Consider the following 19,981-nt stretch of genomic DNA (forward strand, 5'->3'; position numbering starts at 1 on the left):
AAACCATGTGTGATATTTATCCCTGTTTTCTTATAAGTGTTAAGGATGGTTGGCGGAAAATGAAAACTTCCTCTATAATACTAAAAGTGAATAGCTTTATATTTGAAAAAGAAAAGGTGAGCGTATGAAATCTCCGTTTGAACGGTTAAAAATAAACGAATCTCTCCAAACTGCATTAAGTAGTATTGGATTTGAAAGACCAACTGATATTCAAGAGCGTGTTATCCCTGCGATAATAAATGGACAAGATATGATCGGACAATCACAGACTGGTTCTGGAAAGACTTTTGCTTTCCTATTGCCGCTTATGCACAGGATCGATGTTAAAAAAGACGAAGTGCAAGCCGTTATTACAGCTCCAACTCGTGAATTGGCTCAACAGATCTATAACGAGTTTTTAAAAATATCTGAGCATCTGCCAGAAGAAGAACAAATTCGAGCAAAAGCTATTGTAGGCGGGACAGACAGAAAAAGAATGGCAGAGAAGCTTAAAACAGCTCCTCAACTCGTCATCGGAACACCTGGACGAATAAAAGATCTAGTTAACACTCAGGAACTTGTGGTGTTTACAGCAAATATGCTAGTAGTAGACGAAGCCGATCAGATGCTGGATATGGGGTTTATTGAAGATGTTGACCAAATCGCATCCCGGATGGCCAACGAGCTGCAGATGATGGTTTTCTCTGCAACAGTTCCTGAAAAGCTGCAGCCGTTCTTAAAGAAATATATGCAAAATCCGAAACATGTTCATGTAGAGCCGCAGCAAATTACAGCAAAAGATATTAAGCATGTACTCATACAGGCAAAGCATAATGACAAACTTTCTATGCTGATCAAAACAGCAAAGAATTATAATCCTTACTTTGCGATTATTTTTGCCAACACAAAGAAAGCGGTCGATGAGATTGCAGATGCTATGGCAGCAGAAGGTATGAGTGTCGAACGTTTACACGGTGATATTCCTCCTCGAACAAGAAAGAATATCATGAAACGAGTTCAAAAAGCGGAGTTTCAATTCTTAGTCGCTACAGATCTTGCTGCGCGTGGAATTGATATTAAAGGTGTCAGCCACATCATTAACTATGAGTTTCCAAAAGATCTTGATTTCTACGTTCACAGAGCTGGCAGAACGGGGCGAGCAGGGATGTCTGGGATCTGTGCGTCACTTTATGAGCAAACAGATCAGCATTCTGTACAAAAGTTGAAAGAGAGAAAAATTACCTTCACCATCGAACAATATAAAAATGGTGAATGGGTTCCTGTAAAGCAGCGCGAGAAAAGTACTTCGCCGAAAGATCAAGAGGGCATTTACGTACCTAAGCCTCGCAAGGTGAAACCAGGTTATAAGAAGAAGATGGATGAGCAGAAGAAGAAACTGATGAAAAAGAAAAGAAGAAATCAAAGATAGAGTAATGATGGAGAAGAGGGGAAAGCAATGATTAAGATCGGATCACATGTTTCAATGAGCGGGAAAAAAATGCTGTTAGCTGCAAGTGAAGAAGCAGTTTCATATGGTGCTAATACGTTTATGGTTTATACGGGGGCTCCTCAAAACACGAGGCGTAAAAAAATTGAAGACCTGAACATTGAAGCAGGAACAAAACATATGATCGAGAATGGCATTGTTGATATTGTCGTTCATGCACCTTACATTATTAATATTGGAAATGCGATAAAACCTGAGACCTTTCAGCTTGGGGTAGACTTTTTAAGAAGTGAGATCGAACGTACAGAAGCCATCGGCGCAAGACAAATCGTATTGCATCCTGGTGCACATGTTGGTGAAGGGTCAGAGGTCGGGATTAAGAAGATTATTGAAGGCCTTAACGAAGTGTTAACAAAAGATCAAAATGTTCAAATTGCACTTGAGACAATGGCCGGCAAAGGATCTGAATGCGGTAAAACATTTGAGGAACTAGCACAGATTATTGATGGTGTTACACTAAACGAAAAGCTGTCTGTTTGCTTTGATACGTGTCATACACATGATGCTGGGTATGACATCGTCAACGACTTTGATGGGGTAATGAACCAGTTTGATAAATTGATCGGTATAGACCGTATTAGAGTATTCCACATAAACGACAGTAAAAATGTTACTGGAGCAGCGAAAGACAGACATGAAAATATCGGCTTTGGCCATATTGGATTTGATCCATTAAGTTATATCGTACATCATGAGCAGTTCAAAGATATTCCAAAAATTCTTGAGACACCTTATGTGGGAACAGATAAAAACAATAAAAAGCCACCTTACCAATTAGAAATTGAGATGATCAAGGCAAAGAAATTCAACCCAGAACTTCAGAATAATCTGTTGACTGTATAAAAAAAGCCGCACACTGTGCGGTTTTTTTGTTATGAGTTTATCTGTCGATATACGTTTGGATTAAGTATTGGATATAGTTTGCTTTTTCGGGGCTGACCTCTTTAGCAATTGTGGCTATGATTTGTTTTCTCTGTGAAAGGTTCTTGATATCAATGGTCTGCCTGCGCAGTATGTTTACGATTTTTACGGCCTCTTTTTGAGATATTGGCAGCTGGTATTGAGCTGCTAATGTGACCAGTTCGTTTGGACTGATCGAGTTCAATTTCTGGTTTACAAAATGAACGATAATTGGATTCATATAGTAACTCCCTCCCGACTTTCTCATTGTATGAGCCAAAAGGGGAGAAAGTGCTAAAAAAAAAAGACTTTGGAATTGTCCAAAGTCTCTTTATTTATTGTTTACACAATTGTATGAAGAATAAAATTCATAAAGAATAAGAAGGCGATCACATACATCGTTATCGGTATTTGCTTTTTTTGACCAGACATCCACTTGATTAATGGATAGGCAATAAAGCCAAAAGCTAATCCGTCCACTATGCTGTATGTTAACGGAATCAAAGCGATGATCAAGAATGATGGAAACATTTCCGTAAAGTCGGACAGCGGAATATGCTGAATCTGTTGAACCATCAGTCCACCGATAATGATCAAAATAGGAGCAATGGCCCCATCAGGAATATAAGCAATAAAAGGAGCTGCAAAAATAGACCCTATGAACAAGACCGCAACCGTTATACTTGTTATACCTGTTCTTCCGCCTTCTGTAATACCAGATGCACTCTCTACCGTTGAGATCGTCGGACTCGTTCCGAATAAGCCGGATACGATTGAAGAGACTGCATTGGCTTGAAATGCTTTTGGGAATTTTTCTTGGTCAGGCAGTAGGCCATATAATAAGCCCATGTTTTCAAACGTGATGATCATTGTGAGTGAAAACGTGGCAATCCAAAAGGAAAGCTCGGTAATGCCTGAGAAATCAAGAGCAAATAGCAATTCACCAAAAGGTTGAAAAGAAAATCCGTCTGACATCCCTTTAACTTCCTGTTTGTGACCCATTAACAAACCGATCAGAGTTGTTAATGCGATTCCTATTAGGAAGCTTCCCTTTATATTCTTTAAGAACAAAGCCAGTGTTATAGCGAGACCAACCATTGTTAGAATCGCGTCTGGATGGTTTAAATGTCCTAATTTTACAAAAGTGGCAGAACTTGCTTCAATAATTCCGCCTTTTTGCAGACCTATAAAGGTTAAGAACAAACCAATACCAACTGTAATGCTATGTTTTAAAGATTGAGGGATACTTTTTGAAAGTATATCTTTCAATGGTGTGGATGCTGCGATTAAAAAGAAAACCCCAGAAAGAACGACTGCTGCAAGTGCTTCTTGCCAGCTTAAGTTCATTCCTTGCACGATGGTGTAGGTGAAAAATGCATTTACACCCATACCAGGGGTTAAGACGATAGGAGCATCTGCATAAAGCCCCATAATCAAACATCCAACAACAGAAGTTAGGATCGTAGCTAAGACTACACCTTCATAAGGCATACCAGCATCCGCTAATATTAATGGGTTAACGACAATAATATAAGCGATCGTAAAGAATGATGTGATCCCAGCGAGTACTTCCTTTTTTAGTGAAACGTGATTCTGTTTCATTTATTTCCTCTCTTAAATCTTAAAACAAACCCTCTCCCACCCAGCAGATTCCTGCCAGAGATGATTATATAGCAAATGTAGAAATATGGCTAGAAAAAATCGTTTACAATCTTGTGTCCACACTATATAATTTGACTTAAGTAAAAAAGTTGCCTAAAGGAAACTTTTTCTCATGTGAATGAATCACTCTCCTTCTTCTTGTTTCATACATTGTGAAGGGATTATTTTTTTAACTAAAAGTTGCACTAAGGCAAAATTAGTTACCGAGTGAAAAAGGAGGTCTTTTTCTATGGAACGTGCATTAAAGATAGATCAGCTATATGTTTCATACCTGGGGAATCAAGTGGTGAAAGATATAACATTTTCAGTAGAAAAGGGAAGTTTGGTAGGTATAATCGGACCTAATGGTGCAGGGAAATCTACTATGATGAAAGCTGTGTTAAATCTTATCGCAAAAGATAAAGGTGAAGTTGAAGTATTTGGGGAACCCCTGAAAAAATGGAAAAAAAGAATCGCCTATGTTCCTCAGCGTTCTGATATCGACTGGGACTTTCCGATAACAGTATTTGACGTAGTGTTATTAGGCACCTATCCGAACCTGGGATTATTTAAACGTCCTTCTAAAGCCGATAGAAAGTGGGCACATGAATGTTTAAAAACCGTAGGAATGGATGCGTTCAGCAACAGGCAGATCGGAGAACTTTCAGGAGGACAGCAGCAAAGAGTTTTCCTTGCCAGAGCACTTGCACAAAATGCGGAACTTTTTTTCCTAGATGAACCGTTTGTTGGAATTGATGTAGCTAGTGAAGAAACGATCATTCATATTTTAAGAGATCTGAAAAATGAAGGTAAAACCATTCTTGTCGTGCATCATGATTTAAGTAAAGCTGAATCTTACTTTGATCACTTGCTTCTTCTTAATAAAAATATGATTCAATATGGCGCTTCTGAAGAAGTCCTTCAGCCAGAGGTGATCACGAAAGCATATGCGAATCAGTTCTCATTTCTTCAGACAAAAGGAGTGAATGTAACATCATGAATATGTTTGAATTTTTTCAGGCGCTCTTCCAATATGAATTTTTACAGAAGGCATTGTTTACATCTGTAGTAGTGGGCGTGATCTGCGGTATTGTAGGGTGCTTTATCATCTTAAGAGGAATGGCACTCATGGGAGATGCCATTTCACATGCTGTGTTACCTGGAGTCGCGATCAGCTACATGCTGGGCATCAACTTCTTCTTCGGTGCCGTAATTACAGGTGTTCTTACGGCGGTCGGAATTGGTTATGTCAGTCAAAACAGCCGAATTAAACATGATATGGCGATTGGTATTATGTTCACGAGCATGTTTGCAGTAGGTATCGTTATTATCACGATGATGAAAAGCTCCGCAGATCTTTATCACATCCTTTTTGGAAACGTGCTGGCTGTAAGAATGAGTGACATGTGGATTACACTTGGAATCGGAGTACTAGTGATCGGGCTTGTTGTTATCTTTTACAAAGAACTTCTCGTTTCTACTTTTGATCCAACTATGGCACAAAGTTATGGTTTGCCGAATAAATGGATCCATTACGCATTAATGGCAGTATTGACGATGGTAACGGTAGCTTCACTTCAGACGGTTGGGATTGTTCTTGTTGTTGCAATGTTAATAACTCCAGCAGCTACCGCTTATCTGCTCACGAACCGTTTGTCAGTCATGATCTATTTGTCTGCAGCACTAGGTATTGTAGCATCCGTATTCGGTTTATATTTTAGTTTTACTTACAACCTTGCATCAGGTGCCACAATTGTTTTAGTTTCAGCATTTCTGTTTGCCATGGCGTTTTTCTTTTCACCATCCCAAGGGTTGGTTTGGAAAGCTCATAAATCAAGAAGAAACAGACTGGAACTGATGCGAAAATAGGGAGGATGGTTATATGTTTAAAAAGTTAGCAAGTCTCATTCTTGCAAGTGCATTATTAGCTGCTGCAGCAGGATGCAGCGCAGGGAAAGATGGATCTGAAAAGGTAGAAGTCGTTGCCACATACTCCATTATTTATGATTTAGTTAAGAACGTAGGCGGAGACAAAGTGGATGTTCATAGCATGGTGCCGATTGGTGCAAATCCTCATGAATATGATCCCCTTCCAGAAGATGTACTAAAAACAACTGATGCAGATGTTGTATTCTATAATGGATTAAACTTAGAAGAAGGGAATTCATGGTTTAACAAACTATTAAAAACATCAGATAAGGATGGAAAAGATGCACCAGTTTACCGCGTAAGTGAAGGGGTAAAAGCGATTCACTTAGAATCGAAGGGACTTGAAGAAGAACCAGATCCACACGCTTGGCTGAACATTGAAAACGGTATTATCTATGTTGAGAATATAAGAGATGCCCTTATCAAAGAAGACCCGGACAACAAAGAGTACTACGAAAAAAATGCAGAAAAATACATTTCAGAATTAAAAACACTCCATGAAAAAACCATAACTGAACTTCAAAAAATACCAAAAGAAAAACGTGTCCTAGTAACAAGTGAAGGAGCATTTAAATATTTTGGTGAAGCGTATAACATGAACACTGCTTTTGTATGGGAAATAAATTCAGAAAACCAAGGTACTCCTCAACAGATAAAAAATCTGGTAGACCTTATTAAAGGAGGAAGTGTTTCAGCTCTATTTGTAGAAACCAGTGTAGATCCAAGAAGCATGGAAACTGTCTCAAAAGAAACGGGTGTCCCGATTAAAGGTAAAGTATTTACAGATTCTCTAGGAAAGCAGGGAGAAGAAGGAGATACGTACAAAAAAATGATGGAGTGGAACACACAAACAGTTATCGAAGGTCTAAAATAAAATTTATTGATCAGAAGCAGGAAACGTCCAGCTTCTGTTTTTTTGTTTTCTATAACTTTGATTTATAATAATGTAAGATGATATTAAAAGGCAGGGTAACGTATGAAAATAAAAGCTGTCTGTTTTGATATGGATGGTGTCGTTGTAGATACAATGAGTCACCATGTTGAAGCATGGCGTTATGCATTTAATAAAAAGGGCTATGATCATGAAGATCTAGTATTTTATACAAGAGAAGGAATGCCCGGGAAGAAAACCATTGAAGATATCTTTAAATTTTCCGGTATAGATTTTACAGAGCAAGAAGTTGAAGAGATCTATTTGCAGAAGAGAGATTACTTTAAAAACCATGCTAAATACAGTTTTATTGAAGAAGCAGTCTCTCTATTAAAAACCCTGTACAGTCAAGGTGTTACAATAGCCTTAGTAACAGGAAGCCGGAAAGAGTTCGTTTCTGAAGTACTTGCGGAACTTCCTATTACCTTTCATTCCATTATTACTGGTGATGACGTAATAGAAGGAAAACCGTCACCCGAACCCTATTTATTAGTCATGAACGAGTATGATTATCAACCATATGAGTGGCTTGTTATTGAAAACGCACCACTTGGCATAGAGTCAGCAAAGTTTGCAGGAGCTTATTGTTTAGCTGTAGAGACAACACTTGAAGAGGAATATCTAAAGAAAGCAGATATGATCATAAAACCCTCAGAACTGCAGCAAACAGTCGAGGGTCTTTTGAAGAAGAGGTGAGGAACTCCGGTTATCATCAAATTTTCTTACAGCATGTCAAATTAGGCATGTTGTTTTACTTTGTTCATTTTTCGTGTATACTATGAGACAGTCTAAATCGTACTCATTACTACTTATTTTCATTTTCACGGAGGTTTATCATGAAGAACAATTTAAATTCTATAGCCATTCGTGTAGATGATTTATCATTCCATTATGGTGACAAAAATGTATTGCAGCATGTAACGATGGATATAAAAAAAGGATCTTTTTTAGGACTAGTAGGTCCAAATGGATCCGGTAAATCTACACTGATCAAATGTATACTAGGTCTCCAAAAGCCTCAGCAAGGCAATGTTTATCTATTTGGAGAAAAAATAAATAAATTTAATGATTGGGAAAAGATCGGCTATGTTTCCCAAAAAGCAAACAGTTTTAATACAGCTTTCCCGGCAACTGCTTTTGAAGTCGTCTCTATGGGGCTTTTTGGAAGGGTTGGATTATTCCGCTTCTTAAAGGCTGCAGACAAGAGGAAAGTTTGGGAAGCACTTAAGTCAGTAAACATGGAACAATATGCACACCAAAATATAGGGGAACTCTCCGGGGGGCAGCAGCAGCGAGTCTTTATTGCAAGGGCGCTCGTAAGTGATCCAATGCTCCTTATATTGGATGAACCGACTGTTGGTGTTGATACAGAGTCATCAGAATCCTTTTATAAACTGTTAAAGGAACTTCATTACAATAATAATATGACACTGGTTTTAGTTACACACGATGTCGGAGTAATGACGGATTATGTGACAGATGTAGCTTGTTTAAATAAGCAGATTCATTTTCATGGAAACACTAGAGAATTTGAAACAAGTTCTTCTGAAAATATTTCTGCTTTTTATGGTCATCATGTTCATGTTCTTCACCATGATCATGACCATGCGTAAGGGGATGAATGAATGTTACCGTTTTTAAAATATGAATTTTTACAAAATGCCTTCTTAACTGGGATCATGGTAGGACTCCTGGCTCCTGTGCTGGGGGTGTTTATCGTTGTCAGAAGGCAAGCTCTTATTGCTGATGCGCTCTCCCATATTACATTGGCTGGGATAGCAGCAAACCTGCTTTTAGGTAAATGGTCATCTTTTTTTGCTACAGCCAATCCCATTTACCTTGGAATGGCCTTTTCAGTAGGAGGAGCCATATTTATTGAACAGCTTAGAAAAGTGTATAAACATTATGAAGAGCTGGCTATACCCATTATTATGTCAGCAGGAATCGGTCTAAGTGTGATCTTCATATCAATGGCTGATGGTTTTAATACGGATTTATTTAATTATTTATTTGGAAGTATTATCGCGGTTAAGCAGTCAGATGTATGGACCGTTTTTGCTATTTTAATTGTTGTTTTGCTGTTTGTATTCTTTATGTATAAAGAATTGTTTGTTCTCTCTTTTGATGAAGAACAAGGGAGACTTTCGGGAATCAGGAGTAACTGGATATTGGTTGCTTTTATGGCGATGACCGCATTAGTCATTGCCGCCTCCATGAAAATAGTCGGGATCCTTTTAGTTTCTGCACTGATGACTTTGCCAGTAGCAGCAAGTATCCGCATCGCGAAAGGATTTAAACAGGCGATCTGGCTTTCTGTCCTTTTTGGCGAGGTTGCCGTTATTTCCGGTATGTTTCTTTCCTACTACCTGGACCTTGCTTCAGGTGGAACCATTGTGTTATGTCTCGTTGTAATATTATTTTTGTGTATTAGTTATAAAAAATTTACAGGTTCTCGAAAGGTGGGTCACTTGTGAAATTTTCATTAACGATAGATGAAGCGCTGACTCTTTTAAAAGAGAAGGGTTATAAATATACAGAAAAAAGAAAAGATCTTCTTTCTGTGTTTGCCCGAGAAAAAAGGTATCTTTCTGCAAAAGATGTTCAAGAAGAACTGAAGGAACAATATCCAGGTCTTAGTTTTGATACCATTTATCGTAATTTAACAACTTTCGTTGATTTAGGATTACTTGAAGAAACGGAATGGGAAGGCGAAAAGAAATTTCGATTCACATGCTCTCATAACGAGCATCATCACCATTTAATCTGTTTGATGTGCGGCAGTACAAAGTCCATTCTTTCATGTCCGATGGAAGCACTTAACAATGAGCTAAAGGGTTTTGATGTAACAGGCCATAAGTTTGAGATCTATGGCTATTGTTCTGAATGCAGAACGTAAAATTTTATTCTAAAATGTAGTATGTTCCTCCTTTCATTTAGCCAAGCTAAAGAGAAAGGAGGTTTTTTTATGCCTGAAGTAAAATGTAATGTTTCGAATTGTACCTATTGGGGGGAAGGCAATAACTGTATAGCAGATGCCATTCTTGTTGAGATTGACAAGCATGCCAATATGTCTGTGGACATGAGTGCTGACGGTGACCTCCTTGGCGATGCTGCACATAAAGATGCAGCACACGATCCAGCTGAAACTTGCTGTCACACTTTCAGACCGAAACACTAAACAAGGGGCCGTTATTGGCCTCTTTTCTTATGCCCATAAGTTAACATCTATGAAATACCCTTTTTAAAGCCATAATAAGAACGCTCCTTAAGACTATAAGAGGGGGAATTCTAATGGCATACGAAGAAAAAGATGAACGTCGTATAAATGAAGCCGACTATCGTGAAGAAATGGCGGCAGAGGCTGTACCCATAAGAAGTGATATGACATTACCTGAAAACGAGCGACCTCGTTTTGCGGATAACGATCACCGACATGAGCACGAAGGTAAACGTGAGCGTGAAGGCGGAAGAGCGACTGGTATGATCGCGATCATCCTTTCCGTGCTATCTCTGTTTATACTTCCTGTGTTATTTGGAGCAGCAGGAATCATCGTTGGATTTATTGCCAGAAGACAAGGTGCAAAATCGCTTGGAAACTGGGCGATCGGAATAGGTATCGTTTCGATAATCATTTCATTATTTTTTGCACCATTCTTTTAAAGGACAAAGGAGCTGAGAAGAAGCAGATGCTTCTTCTTTCTTTGTTTACCTTCTCATTTCAATTATTAAAACATTTGGAAATATGTTTATAGAGTATAAAAGAAGGGTAATTAAAAAAGTTTTATTTTACTTAATAATTATATATAATGTTTATCTATACTTTTTAAGGTCAGGTGTAAAAAAGTGGAGATGAATGTTAAACGAATAATTAATGACTTATTAATACAATCAGGCAGTAAGGTTAGTGTGGAGATTGATACTTATTTTCCGGGAGGGCGTTTAATCGGTGGGAAATACAGTATGAGTCATCACTCGATAACGATGTACATAGAGGTAATCAAGGAACAGTGTTTGCAATTATTTTCATCACTAGAGTATATGGCCGATTATTTCGCGGTGGTTTTCGCTCATGAGCTGGGACATGCCGAAGACCCAGAATTAGCTATACTAGCTGAACAACTTGATGAATGTAGAACAGAAATGGAACGGAATAAAATTTCTCTAAAGATTGAAGAAAACGCCTGGGATTTTGCCAGAGAACTTCTTCCTGAAATGAATTATGTTTTTATGGACAGAATTATTTTTCACTCTTTACTGCCTTATCATGATCGATTATCGCAGACGGACATCGCTTAACTTAAATAACTCTAAGATATGCTTCTTATATAAAAAAGCCCCCATTTATGGGAGCTTTTTATTATGCTTGCTGTGCTTTTAATTTTTCTTCATGAGCTTTTGCCAAAATATCAACTTCTTTTTTTAGTTCATCTAATAGTTGATCTTCTGGAATCTTTCTGATGATCTCCCCGTGTCGGAATAATAGACCTTCTCCACGTGCGCCGGCTATGCCGATATCAGCTTCACGTGCCTCGCCAGGTCCGTTTACCGCACATCCAAGTACAGCTACTTTGATAGGAGCGCGTACTTTAGAGATATATTCTTCAACCTCATTTGCAATTGAGATCAAGTCGATCTCGATACGACCGCAAGTCGGACAAGAGATCAGTGTTGCAGCATCAGAAAGAAGACCAAACGACTTCAATAATTCACGAGCTACTTTAACTTCTTCCACAGGATCAGCACTTAATGAGATACGAAGTGTATTCCCGATCCCTTTGTGAAGAATAACCCCAAGTCCCGCAGCACTCTTAACTGTACCTGCAAACAATGTACCAGATTCGGTAATCCCAAGGTGCAAGGGATAGTCAAACGCCTTAGAAGCTTTTTCATATGCTTCTATTGCTAAGTTTACGTCTGATGCTTTCATCGAAACGATAATGTCGTGAAAATCTAGTTCCTCTAAAATTTTAATGTGGTGTAATGCACTTTCTACCATGCCATCTGCAGTAGGATAACCATACTTTTCAAGATACTTCTTTTCAAGAGAACCAGCGTTAACACCGATTCGGATGGGAATCCCTTTTTCTTTTGCGGCTTTAACAACAGCTTCCACTTTTTCACGGCGGCCGATGTTGCCAGGGTTGATTCGAATCTTGTCTGCTCCGCCTTCAATAGCTTTAAGGGCTAGTTTATAATCAAAATGAATATCCACTACTAGCGGAATGTTAATTTGCTTCTTTATGTCCGCGATTGCTTCGGCCGCACGCATATCAGGACAAGCTACACGAACAATCTGACAGCCTGCTTCTTCCAAACGCTTGATCTCGGCAACTGTTGCTTCAACATCATGTGTCTTTGTTGTTGTCATGCTCTGAACAATAACCTGATCGGTACCTCCAATTGTTAAAGGTCCTACTTTTACAGGCCTTGTTTTAGAACGGTGGGTGATTTCACTCATTTGGTGAATCGCTCCTTTTTTCAAATTGACAGTATTAGTCTGTCCTATCGTCAGTTCATTTTAGCAGGGATTATTTTGTTTTGACAAGTAATGTTATCAATCTGTCTCGTTGTAGAGCGGAAATTTATATGTTTTGCCTAATTGAATATGTTCTGGATTTACTCCCGGGTTTAATGATTTGAAGTCTTTTATCATCGAAAAAATGGAGTATTCCCCGGAAGTGTTTAACTTTTCCACAACTGATATTAATGTATCACCCGGATTAACTTCATATGATTTATAAGCTTTATCCTGTTTTTTTTCTGTCTGGACCTCTGCATTTGCCGGTGTAGCTTGAGGGAGTGTCCCGATCTTTAAGTCATAAGCCACTACATATAAAATAAGTAAAACGATACACCCTGTTAAGAAACGTTTCATGATTTCCCTCTCCTTTCGCATATAAGACTATATGCTTGTCCAAGTTTTTTATGACAAGTTAAAAGTGACTACTTATGATGCTTGGTGTAAAATGGAAAGGCAAGAAGGACAGAAAATATAATTTCTTGCGTATCATTGTAGATGTACCGATTGGAGAGGTGAATAATTATGAAAAAAGCAAAAGTGATTGCACTGCTATCTGTTATGGCTGCAGCCTTATTTATTGCTCCTTTAAAAATGCTTGCTGATGCAGCACCAGGGGATGTCATTGTAACGTTAGGACAGAATCTAACGGAAGAACAAAAGAGTACTTTATTAAAAGAGATGGATGTTTCAGCGGATGTAGAGACAGTAACGGTTACGAATGAAGAAGAGCACAAATATCTAGGTCAATATATATCAAAAGCTCAAATTGGCTCAAAAGCGATCTCATCAACAAAAATTACAATCGGTGACAAAGATCAGGGATTGTCGGTTGAGACCAATAACATAAATTGGGTAACAGAAGAAATGTACATGAATGCATTAACGACTGCAGGGGTAACAGATGCTGACATTTATGTGACAGCTCCTTTTGAAGTGTCTGGTACAGCAGCGTTAACAGGTATTTTAAAAGCCTATGAAACAACGGCTCAAATTGAGATTCCAGAAGCACAAAAACAAGTTGCCAATGAAGAAATGGTTAAAACAGCTGAATTAGGAGAAAGAATCGGTACAAAAGAAGCAACTGAGTTAATGACCCGTGTCAAAGAAGAAATAGCAAAAAATCCAGTACAGTCAGAAGAGGATCTTCGTGCCTTAATTGAAAAAGTTGCGAAGGATATGGGGATTGAACTTACTCAAGAAGAACTAAACGGGCTTCTTGCATTGTTCAATAAGATGAAGGACCTTAACATTGATTGGGATCAAGTTCAGAGTGATTTGAAGAATATCAGTGAAAACCTTGGGGATTTTTTAAATAAAGAAGAAACACAATCATTCATTCAGAGAATAATTGATTTTCTCATTGCGATTATAGAAGCGATTAAATCACTGTTTAAATAGACAGTAAAAAAAGCGGCTGCAGAGCCGCTTTTTTATTTTTTTGCAGGAATCTTCTTGATGGCCAACACGCAAATAGTAAATGAAAATAGCCAAAACCAGAAAAATGAGAATGGAATGTGCACATTGAATGTAAAGAGAATCGTTAACAGAACGGAAGGAAGAGTTATGGAATAGCAGGAGATCACCCACAAATGTCGATAAGATAGTCTTTTGCCAATGATGTTCGAGACAGGAATTGCACATCCCGCAATGAGTGAAACGCCAGAAAATAAGATACCTGAAAACAGGATATACATGACCATATATATAACAGCAACAATAATCGGAAATATACCATCTAATGATGAAGCGAATTCTTGCATCTGATCAGGATTCAAACCATAGTTCTCAAAGTTTTTTAATGTCTGTTGATCTGACAAAAGGCTCAATATGAAGACGATTAAAACAGGAAAGATACATAATAGAGTTAGTAATAAAACATATAGGATTGTACTTCCGACTCCTAAAAATCGAAACTGTGCGATGGATTTTATGGAATACAAACTTTTGATAAAACGAATATGTAATTTCATGTAGAAGCTCCTTTATATGTTAACCATCATTAGTTTACATGAAGCATGACCATCCTACAATAAGTTTCGATTGTAAAGGTAGTGTTACAAATTTACTATTTTCATTTACACTAACTTCACAAATAGAGATAATGTCAAAGGCTGACATAGATACGTATTAAGGAGCTGTAAAGATTGGATTATCAAGAAATGCTGTTTAAATTTATAGGTGGATTGGGTATCTTCTTATTCGGAATTAAATATATGGGAGATGGACTTCAAAATTCTGCTGGAGACCGCCTGCGAGAAATACTTGATAAATTAACGACAAATCCTTTTATGGGTGTATTAGCAGGAATATTTGTAACAGTACTCATTCAAAGTAGTTCGGGGACTACAGTTTTAACAGTAGGGCTTGTAAATGCAGGTTTCTTAACGCTGCGGCAAGCCATTGGAATCATCATGGGAGCAAACATCGGGACAACAGTAACTTCATTCATTATAGGGATCGAGATTGGTGAGTATGCTCTGCCAATAATAGCTGCAGGATCTGTTCTCATTTTCTTTTTTAAAAATCTTAAATGGAACTATATAGGACAAATTATCTTTGGTTTTGGAGCCCTTTTCCTAGGTTTAGAGCTGATGGGAGAAGGCATGCAGCCGTTAAGTAATCTGGGAGCTTTTGAAGAGCTGATGGTTTCTATGAGTGACAATCCAATCCTTGGCGTAGTAATCGGCACAATATTTACACTAATTGTCCAATCTTCGAGTGCAACGATAGGTATCCTTCAAGAACTATATGCACAAGATTTGATAACGCTAAACGCGGCTTTGCCTGTTCTTTTTGGTGACAATATCGGCACAACGATTACTGCTGTCCTAGCAGCAATCGGAACAACTGTGGCTGCGCGCCGTGCTGCTTTAACACATGTTATCTTCAATATAGTAGGAACAGTTATTTTTATGGTCATATTAGCACCATTCCAGATATATATTGAATATTTGACGGTTAAGCTTAATCTAGAACCAGCGATGCAAATTGCTTTTGCTCATGGAACTTTTAATATTACAAATGTCTTAATTCAATTCTGGTTTATAGGTTTGTTAGTTATGATTGTGACTAAAATGATTAAAGGTGAAGATACATTAATTGAATATAAAGCAAAACATCTTGATGAAATTGTTTTAGCAACTTCACCGGTCTTAGCCATCAGGCAGGCAAAAAAGGAAATTATTCGTATGGCTAATTATTCACAAGCAGGTTTAAAAGAAGCCATTGAATATTTAAATCGAATGGACATTAAGAGTTCAGGTCTAGCCTTGCAATATGAGGAAGCGATCAATCATTTAGACCGTCAAATTACTTCTTATCTTGTAAAGTTGTCCACTCATCCGCTAACTCCACAGGAATCCAATGAACATTCCATGCTTCTGGATACAACTCGTGACATAGAACGTATTGGCGATCATATGGAAAATATCATTGAGCTAGTTGATTATCAATTACGTAATAATGTCCGTTTAACTGATATAGCAAAACAAGATTTAGATAAGATGTTTACTTTAACTGTTTCGACCGTTAATAAAGCTGTAATAGCATTAGAGGAAAACAATGTTAATTTAGCAAAAGAAGTTCTTGGTTTAGAAGATAAAATTGATAAAATGGAACGCACTCTTCGCAAGCAGCATATTTTGCGTATAAATGATGGGCTTTGTGAAGGAAATGCAGGAATTGTTTTTGTTGACATCATCAGTAATCTTGAAAGAATAGGTGACCATGCTGTTAATATTGCAGAAGCAGTGTTAGAGAAGTAAACTTGAACCAGGAGGGGAAATTCTCTCCTGGTTTTTAGGTGTTTCATTCAACTATACGATGACAAAGAAAGGAATAAGTGATGGATACTTTATACTGGATTTTTATAGGTATAGCATTTGCGATCAGCTTTGTTGCTTTATTTTATCCAATCTTGCCTGGTGTGTTATTCTTGGCTGCCGGTTTTTTAATCTATGGATTTGCTTTTTCATTTGAACCGTTTACCCCTTTATTTATATCTGTTCAGATCCTATTATTTTTAAGTTTGTTTGTTGTTGACTATGTTGGTAATGCATATGCCGTTAAAAAGAAAGGCGGGTCAAAGGCAGCTTTATGGGGGAGCACGATAGGCCTTATAGCCGGACCGTTTATCATTCCTGTTGCAGGTATATTGATTGGCCCTTTTTTAGGTGCTGTACTTGCGGAACTTATCTTTCAGAAAAAGGGATTTAAATCAGCAGTATCCATTGGGATAGGTACTGTACTTGCATTCATTGGCACCACTCTTGTCAAAATCGTTACACAAGCTTTAATGATCGGATATTTTTATTATCAAGTCCTTTAAAACTTCCCTTGCTAATAAAGGTCCAGCGTGATATATTATTTTTGTTCAAAATAGGACATGTGTTCGTTAATAACTCATTTTAAAAATAGTATTGACATTAATCATGACGACATGCTATAGTAGTTCTTGTCCTTAACAATGTTAAGACATTATTCCACAGTAGCTCAGTGGTAGAGCTATCGGCTGTTAACCGATCGGTCGTAGGTTCGAGTCCTACCTGTGGAGCCATTTTGGCGGTGTAGCTCAGCTGGCTAGAGCGTACGGTTCATACCCGTGAGGTCGTGGGTTCGACTCCCTCCGCCGCTACCAAAATGTTTTTTATTCACGATGGCGGTCGTGGCGAAGTGGTTAACGCATCGGATTGTGGTTCCGACATTCGGGGGTTCGATTCCCCTCGTCCGCCCCATAACAATTACATAGCTTTTCTTTTGGACCCTTAGCTCAGTTGGTCAGAGCGGTCGGCTCATAACCGATTGGTCGTAGGTTCGAGTCCTACAGGGTCCACCACATATCGAGGAGGTATACCCAAGTCCGGCTGAAGGGATCGGTCTTGAAAACCGACAGGGGTGTAAAAGCCCGCGGGGGTTCGAATCCCTCTACCTCCTCCATTACATATTTTGGCTTTTAAATATCTTGGCTCGATAGCTCAGTCGGTAGAGCAGAGGACTGAAAATCCTCGTGTCGGCGGTTCGATTCCGTCTCGAGCCACCATATCATACATACTAACCTTGCGGCGTGCCGTAAGGTTTTTTTATATCTAAAAAAGTAAAGTGTTTATAAATTGAAAGTTCAGTATAAATTTGATAAGGTAAACATGTTAAATACTTTTTAAACAAGTAAGTTGATTAAATGGTTTCACTTTTCAAGTTAACCTTGAAAATGAAAATAAAAAAATCCTACATATTATAAGGAGGAAATGAACATGGCTAAATTTGAACTGCCTGCATTACCTTATGAATCAAACGCATTAGAACCACATATCGACAAAGAAACAATGGAGATCCACCACGGTCGCCACCATAAAACATACGTGGACAATCTTAACGCTGCTCTTGAAGGGCAAGCTGAATTTGAAAGCAAGAGCTTGGAAGACCTTCTAACTAATCTAGATGCTCTTCCTCAAAAAATCCAAAACGCTGTTCGAAACAATGGAGGCGGCCACGCAAACCACAGTCTTTTCTGGGAAGTGATTGCTCCAGGCGGAGCGAATGCTCCATCTGGCGAACTTGCTGATAAAATCAACAGCAAGTTTGGAAGTCTTGATGCATTTAAAGAAGAGTTTGCAAACGCTGGGAAAACAAGATTTGGCTCTGGATGGGCTTGGCTTGTGGTAAATAACGGAGAGCTTGAAGTAACAAGCACGCCAAACCAAGATACTCCATTGATGGAAGGAAAAACACCAATTCTTGGTCTGGATGTTTGGGAGCATGCATACTACTTAAAATATCAAAACAAGCGTCCTGATTACATTTCAGCGTTCTGGAACGTTGTAAACTGGGATGAAGTTGAAAAGCGTTATAACGGAGCGAAGTAATTATTGAATGAAGCTGCTGGCATGCCAGTGGCTTTTTATTATGCCTTTGTCATGAACTTCGTAATATTTGGATAGAGTTACTAAAAAATCATCTAGAAGCAGATGACCATCTCCAAAGGGTACATTAGATTGAATTACAAAAATATTTTTCCCCTGAAAATACCAAAAAAGATTTTGGCTGGCCGAGTTTTTCTTATAAATATCGATTTGGAAAACAAACTCTGAAACCCCGGAATTATAGATCCAATATTCATACATATAATTTCTCCTTTATACAATAAAATCCAATTGAATGAAAAATGAATAGCTCCTATCGTCTTGAAAGACACTAACGACGATATGTAAAGGGGCGAGTAACATGAGATTGAAAAAATTCATGGAAAACGACCAATACCCTAGAGATCTGTTTTTACTTTTATTTGTCGGTGGTTTGTTTACGTTAAGCACGGCTTTGTCGAATACATTTGTTAACATATTTCTATGGAAACAGTCCGGACAGATTATTGATATTGCTTTTTACAATTTGTCTATTGTAGTGATGCAGCCAATAGCATTTTATGGAGCAGGATGGTTTGCTAAAAAGATTGATCGGGTGATCGTTCTAAGAATTGGTGTATTAATCCTGGCCTTATTTTATATCGGTGTTCTTTTCCTTGGCTCTTTGGCTAGCAACTACCTAATTGTATTAGGAGCTACTTTAGGTTTAGGATTAGGTTTTTATTGGCTTGCGTTTAACGTTCTAACACTGGAAGTTACAGAACCAGAAACACGAGATTTTTTTAATGGATATCTTGGTGTATTAAATTCTCTATCCGGAATGATCGGTCCACTTAGTGCAGGTTTTATTATTACAAGAATGGACAAACATTTAGGATACGAAACCATTTTCACCATTTCAATGATTTTATTTCTAATCGCTGTCGTGATAAGTTTCTTTTTAAAGAGAAGAAAAGCCGATGGTCATTTTGGGTTAAAGGAAGTTTTTCAGGAAAGAAAAGAAAACAGGTCATGGATGCAGCTGTTAAAAGCACATTTTTTTCAAGGGTTTCGTGAAGGTACTTTTATCTTTTTAATTGTAATCTGGGTGTATACAGCTTCAAAGAGTGAATTTGCTCTTGGTACATTCGGATTCGTACAATCTGTAGTTTCTTTTATTGGGTACTATACCGTCTCACATTATTTAAAACCGAACAACAGAAAAAAAGCTATTTTTGCAGGAGGGTTATTACTCTTTATCTCTCCTTTCATACTGCTCTTGCCCATATCGTTTACATTGCTTATTATCTATGGCGTATCCGTATCGATTGCTTATCCTTTATTGTTAGTTCCCTATGTCACTCTAACGTATGACATCATAGGAAAATGCCGAGGTATTCATGAAAAAAGGATTGAGTATATTGTTGTACGTGAATTTTATTTAAATGCAGGAAGAATCATCTCAATCATTACGTTTCTCATTGTTGTTAACCTGTTATCCGAAGAAAAAGGGATTCCATTGCTATTGCCTATATTAGGAGCAGGCCACTTTTTGATCTATTTTTGTATTAAAAATGTTCCGATGCCTAAAACTGTTCCTCAAAAAACAATCGAGCTTGCTGAAACGCAGCAAGATGGAAACACTCCAAATAAACAATAATTATCTTTTGACATAATAACCTTGGTAAGGATACTATTGTTATGTAGATATAATTACCGGTTGGCTTTTAGACACC

General features: G+C 38.0%; 23 protein-coding genes and 6 tRNA genes. 23 read left to right on the top strand and 6 right to left on the bottom strand.

The window, feature by feature from the left end; all coding sequences use genetic code 11:
• The first annotated feature begins 124 nt into the window (after positions 1 to 124).
• Complete coding sequence (locus IEV52_RS07465; protein ID WP_188401834.1) at positions 125 to 1,408, top strand: DEAD/DEAH box helicase; 1,284 nt, start codon at positions 125 to 127, stop codon at positions 1,406 to 1,408.
• Between the two features lie 27 nt (positions 1,409 to 1,435).
• A complete protein-coding gene (locus IEV52_RS07470; protein WP_188401835.1) occupies positions 1,436 to 2,329 on the top strand; it encodes a deoxyribonuclease IV in 894 nt (297 codons plus the stop codon).
• 37 nt (positions 2,330 to 2,366) lie between these two features.
• Here the strand turns inward: IEV52_RS07470 and IEV52_RS07475 are convergent, their stop codons facing one another.
• Together IEV52_RS07475 and IEV52_RS07480 are read right to left on the bottom strand one after the other, a co-directional pair.
• Positions 2,367 to 2,627, bottom strand: coding sequence for a DUF2624 family protein (locus IEV52_RS07475; protein ID WP_188401836.1), 261 nt, complete (start codon positions 2,625 to 2,627; stop codon positions 2,367 to 2,369).
• Positions 2,628 to 2,728: 101 nt separating this feature from the next.
• On the bottom strand, positions 2,729 to 3,988 hold the full coding sequence (locus IEV52_RS07480; protein WP_188401837.1) for an NCS2 family permease: 1,260 nt from the start codon (positions 3,986 to 3,988) through the stop codon (positions 2,729 to 2,731).
• Positions 3,989 to 4,277: 289 nt separating this feature from the next.
• Between IEV52_RS07480 and IEV52_RS07485 the strand changes: the two genes are divergently transcribed.
• The 10 genes from IEV52_RS07485 to IEV52_RS07530 all read left to right on the top strand — a co-directional run bounded on the left by IEV52_RS07485 (position 4,278) and on the right by IEV52_RS07530 (position 11,183).
• Positions 4,278 to 5,027: a metal ABC transporter ATP-binding protein gene (locus tag IEV52_RS07485; protein WP_188401838.1), complete on the top strand. Its 750-nt coding sequence runs from the start codon at positions 4,278 to 4,280 to the stop codon at positions 5,025 to 5,027.
• Entirely contained in the window at positions 5,024 to 5,896 is an 873-nt protein-coding gene (locus IEV52_RS07490; protein ID WP_188401839.1) for a metal ABC transporter permease, read from the top strand. The genes IEV52_RS07485 and IEV52_RS07490 overlap by 4 nt, the downstream gene beginning before the upstream one ends.
• A gap of 13 nt (positions 5,897 to 5,909) precedes the next feature.
• A complete protein-coding gene (locus IEV52_RS07495) occupies positions 5,910 to 6,830 on the top strand; it encodes a metal ABC transporter substrate-binding protein (RefSeq protein WP_188401840.1) in 921 nt (306 codons plus the stop codon).
• 102 nt (positions 6,831 to 6,932) lie between these two features.
• Positions 6,933 to 7,583 carry an HAD family hydrolase gene (locus IEV52_RS07500; RefSeq protein ID WP_188401841.1) on the top strand — a complete coding sequence of 217 codons (651 nt, stop codon included), beginning with the start codon at positions 6,933 to 6,935 and terminating at the stop codon, positions 7,581 to 7,583.
• 140 nt (positions 7,584 to 7,723) lie between these two features.
• Positions 7,724 to 8,500 carry a metal ABC transporter ATP-binding protein gene (locus IEV52_RS07505; RefSeq protein ID WP_188401842.1) on the top strand — a complete coding sequence of 259 codons (777 nt, stop codon included), beginning with the start codon at positions 7,724 to 7,726 and terminating at the stop codon, positions 8,498 to 8,500.
• A gap of 12 nt (positions 8,501 to 8,512) precedes the next feature.
• Positions 8,513 to 9,361 (top strand): metal ABC transporter permease, encoded by an 849-nt coding sequence (locus IEV52_RS07510; protein ID WP_188401843.1) that lies wholly within the window; start codon positions 8,513 to 8,515, stop codon positions 9,359 to 9,361.
• The gene (locus IEV52_RS07515) at positions 9,358 to 9,783 is read left to right on the top strand and encodes a Fur family transcriptional regulator (RefSeq protein ID WP_188401844.1); all 426 of its coding nucleotides are present in this window, start codon (positions 9,358 to 9,360) and stop codon (positions 9,781 to 9,783) included. Before IEV52_RS07510 ends, IEV52_RS07515 begins: the two co-directional genes overlap by 4 nt.
• Positions 9,784 to 9,852: 69 nt before the next feature.
• Entirely contained in the window at positions 9,853 to 10,065 is a 213-nt protein-coding gene (locus IEV52_RS07520; RefSeq protein WP_188401845.1) for a DUF1540 domain-containing protein, read from the top strand.
• A gap of 113 nt (positions 10,066 to 10,178) precedes the next feature.
• The gene (locus IEV52_RS07525; protein WP_188401846.1) at positions 10,179 to 10,547 is read left to right on the top strand and encodes a DUF4190 domain-containing protein; all 369 of its coding nucleotides are present in this window, start codon (positions 10,179 to 10,181) and stop codon (positions 10,545 to 10,547) included.
• 189 nt (positions 10,548 to 10,736) lie between these two features.
• Positions 10,737 to 11,183 carry a hypothetical protein gene (locus IEV52_RS07530; RefSeq protein WP_188401847.1) on the top strand — a complete coding sequence of 149 codons (447 nt, stop codon included), beginning with the start codon at positions 10,737 to 10,739 and terminating at the stop codon, positions 11,181 to 11,183.
• A 61-nt stretch (positions 11,184 to 11,244) separates the two neighbouring features.
• Here IEV52_RS07530 and ispG read toward each other — a convergent pair whose 3' ends face one another.
• Positions 11,245 to 12,345 carry a flavodoxin-dependent (E)-4-hydroxy-3-methylbut-2-enyl-diphosphate synthase gene (gene ispG, locus IEV52_RS07535; RefSeq protein ID WP_188401848.1) on the bottom strand — a complete coding sequence of 367 codons (1,101 nt, stop codon included), beginning with the start codon at positions 12,343 to 12,345 and terminating at the stop codon, positions 11,245 to 11,247.
• Between the two features lie 96 nt (positions 12,346 to 12,441).
• A complete protein-coding gene (locus IEV52_RS07540; protein WP_188401849.1) occupies positions 12,442 to 12,762 on the bottom strand; it encodes a LysM peptidoglycan-binding domain-containing protein in 321 nt (106 codons plus the stop codon).
• A 168-nt stretch (positions 12,763 to 12,930) separates the two neighbouring features.
• Here IEV52_RS07540 and IEV52_RS07545 point away from each other — a divergent pair, with 168 nt between their 5' ends.
• Complete coding sequence (locus tag IEV52_RS07545; RefSeq protein WP_188401850.1) at positions 12,931 to 13,806, top strand: DUF1002 domain-containing protein; 876 nt, start codon at positions 12,931 to 12,933, stop codon at positions 13,804 to 13,806.
• Positions 13,807 to 13,838: 32 nt separating this feature from the next.
• Here IEV52_RS07545 and IEV52_RS07550 read toward each other — a convergent pair whose 3' ends face one another.
• Positions 13,839 to 14,378: a DUF1189 family protein gene (locus tag IEV52_RS07550; RefSeq protein WP_188401851.1), complete on the bottom strand. Its 540-nt coding sequence runs from the start codon at positions 14,376 to 14,378 to the stop codon at positions 13,839 to 13,841.
• 174 nt (positions 14,379 to 14,552) lie between these two features.
• Here IEV52_RS07550 and IEV52_RS07555 point away from each other — a divergent pair, with 174 nt between their 5' ends.
• From IEV52_RS07555 to IEV52_RS07595, 9 genes are all read left to right on the top strand, one after another.
• Positions 14,553 to 16,172: a Na/Pi cotransporter family protein gene (locus IEV52_RS07555; protein ID WP_188401852.1), complete on the top strand. Its 1,620-nt coding sequence runs from the start codon at positions 14,553 to 14,555 to the stop codon at positions 16,170 to 16,172.
• Positions 16,173 to 16,252: 80 nt separating this feature from the next.
• The gene (locus IEV52_RS07560; RefSeq protein WP_188401853.1) at positions 16,253 to 16,735 is read left to right on the top strand and encodes a DUF456 domain-containing protein; all 483 of its coding nucleotides are present in this window, start codon (positions 16,253 to 16,255) and stop codon (positions 16,733 to 16,735) included.
• A gap of 153 nt (positions 16,736 to 16,888) precedes the next feature.
• Positions 16,889 to 16,963 (top strand) — tRNA-Asn (locus IEV52_RS07565).
• 4 nt (positions 16,964 to 16,967) lie between these two features.
• Positions 16,968 to 17,044: transfer RNA gene (locus IEV52_RS07570), tRNA-Met, on the top strand.
• 21 nt (positions 17,045 to 17,065) lie between these two features.
• Positions 17,066 to 17,141 (top strand) — tRNA-His (locus IEV52_RS07575).
• A 24-nt stretch (positions 17,142 to 17,165) separates the two neighbouring features.
• Positions 17,166 to 17,242 (top strand) — tRNA-Ile (locus IEV52_RS07580).
• An 8-nt stretch (positions 17,243 to 17,250) separates the two neighbouring features.
• Positions 17,251 to 17,343 (top strand) — tRNA-Ser (locus tag IEV52_RS07585).
• 27 nt (positions 17,344 to 17,370) lie between these two features.
• A tRNA-Phe gene (locus tag IEV52_RS07590) sits at positions 17,371 to 17,446 on the top strand.
• 211 nt (positions 17,447 to 17,657) lie between these two features.
• Complete coding sequence (locus tag IEV52_RS07595; protein ID WP_188401854.1) at positions 17,658 to 18,269, top strand: superoxide dismutase; 612 nt, start codon at positions 17,658 to 17,660, stop codon at positions 18,267 to 18,269.
• Here IEV52_RS07595 and IEV52_RS07600 read toward each other — a convergent pair whose 3' ends face one another.
• Positions 18,270 to 18,527, bottom strand: coding sequence for a hypothetical protein (locus IEV52_RS07600; RefSeq protein ID WP_188401855.1), 258 nt, complete (start codon positions 18,525 to 18,527; stop codon positions 18,270 to 18,272).
• Between the two features lie 100 nt (positions 18,528 to 18,627).
• On the opposite strand from IEV52_RS07600, the gene IEV52_RS07605 reads away from it, so the two are divergent.
• Complete coding sequence (locus tag IEV52_RS07605) at positions 18,628 to 19,905, top strand: MFS transporter (protein ID WP_188401856.1); 1,278 nt, start codon at positions 18,628 to 18,630, stop codon at positions 19,903 to 19,905.
• Positions 19,906 to 19,981: the final 76 nt, after the last annotated feature.

Origin of the sequence: Fictibacillus barbaricus, assembly GCF_014635025.1 — a bacterium.
Classification (GTDB): Bacteria; Bacillota; Bacilli; order Bacillales; family Fictibacillaceae; genus Fictibacillus; species Fictibacillus barbaricus.

Bases quoted from the DNA above. Each gene is read 5' to 3' on its own strand.
- IEV52_RS07465 (WP_188401834.1), top strand. From the start codon at position 125: ATGAAATCTCCGTTTGAACGGTTAAAAATAAACGAATCTCTCCAAACT.
- IEV52_RS07470 (WP_188401835.1), top strand. From the start codon at position 1,436: ATGATTAAGATCGGATCACATGTTTCAATGAGCGGGAAAAAAATGCTG.
- IEV52_RS07475 (WP_188401836.1), bottom strand. From the start codon at position 2,627: ATGAATCCAATTATCGTTCATTTTGTAAACCAGAAATTGAACTCGATC.
- IEV52_RS07480 (WP_188401837.1), bottom strand. From the start codon at position 3,988: ATGAAACAGAATCACGTTTCACTAAAAAAGGAAGTACTCGCTGGGATC.
- IEV52_RS07485 (WP_188401838.1), top strand. From the start codon at position 4,278: ATGGAACGTGCATTAAAGATAGATCAGCTATATGTTTCATACCTGGGG.
- IEV52_RS07490 (WP_188401839.1), top strand. From the start codon at position 5,024: ATGAATATGTTTGAATTTTTTCAGGCGCTCTTCCAATATGAATTTTTA.
- IEV52_RS07495 (WP_188401840.1), top strand. From the start codon at position 5,910: ATGTTTAAAAAGTTAGCAAGTCTCATTCTTGCAAGTGCATTATTAGCT.
- IEV52_RS07500 (WP_188401841.1), top strand. From the start codon at position 6,933: ATGAAAATAAAAGCTGTCTGTTTTGATATGGATGGTGTCGTTGTAGAT.
- IEV52_RS07505 (WP_188401842.1), top strand. From the start codon at position 7,724: ATGAAGAACAATTTAAATTCTATAGCCATTCGTGTAGATGATTTATCA.
- IEV52_RS07510 (WP_188401843.1), top strand. From the start codon at position 8,513: ATGTTACCGTTTTTAAAATATGAATTTTTACAAAATGCCTTCTTAACT.
- IEV52_RS07520 (WP_188401845.1), top strand. From the start codon at position 9,853: ATGCCTGAAGTAAAATGTAATGTTTCGAATTGTACCTATTGGGGGGAA.
- IEV52_RS07525 (WP_188401846.1), top strand. From the start codon at position 10,179: ATGGCATACGAAGAAAAAGATGAACGTCGTATAAATGAAGCCGACTAT.
- IEV52_RS07530 (WP_188401847.1), top strand. From the start codon at position 10,737: ATGAATGTTAAACGAATAATTAATGACTTATTAATACAATCAGGCAGT.
- ispG (WP_188401848.1), bottom strand. From the start codon at position 12,345: ATGAGTGAAATCACCCACCGTTCTAAAACAAGGCCTGTAAAAGTAGGA.
- IEV52_RS07540 (WP_188401849.1), bottom strand. From the start codon at position 12,762: ATGAAACGTTTCTTAACAGGGTGTATCGTTTTACTTATTTTATATGTA.
- IEV52_RS07545 (WP_188401850.1), top strand. From the start codon at position 12,931: ATGAAAAAAGCAAAAGTGATTGCACTGCTATCTGTTATGGCTGCAGCC.
- IEV52_RS07550 (WP_188401851.1), bottom strand. From the start codon at position 14,378: ATGAAATTACATATTCGTTTTATCAAAAGTTTGTATTCCATAAAATCC.
- IEV52_RS07560 (WP_188401853.1), top strand. From the start codon at position 16,253: ATGGATACTTTATACTGGATTTTTATAGGTATAGCATTTGCGATCAGC.
- IEV52_RS07595 (WP_188401854.1), top strand. From the start codon at position 17,658: ATGGCTAAATTTGAACTGCCTGCATTACCTTATGAATCAAACGCATTA.
- IEV52_RS07600 (WP_188401855.1), bottom strand. From the start codon at position 18,527: ATGTATGAATATTGGATCTATAATTCCGGGGTTTCAGAGTTTGTTTTC.
- IEV52_RS07605 (WP_188401856.1), top strand. From the start codon at position 18,628: ATGAGATTGAAAAAATTCATGGAAAACGACCAATACCCTAGAGATCTG.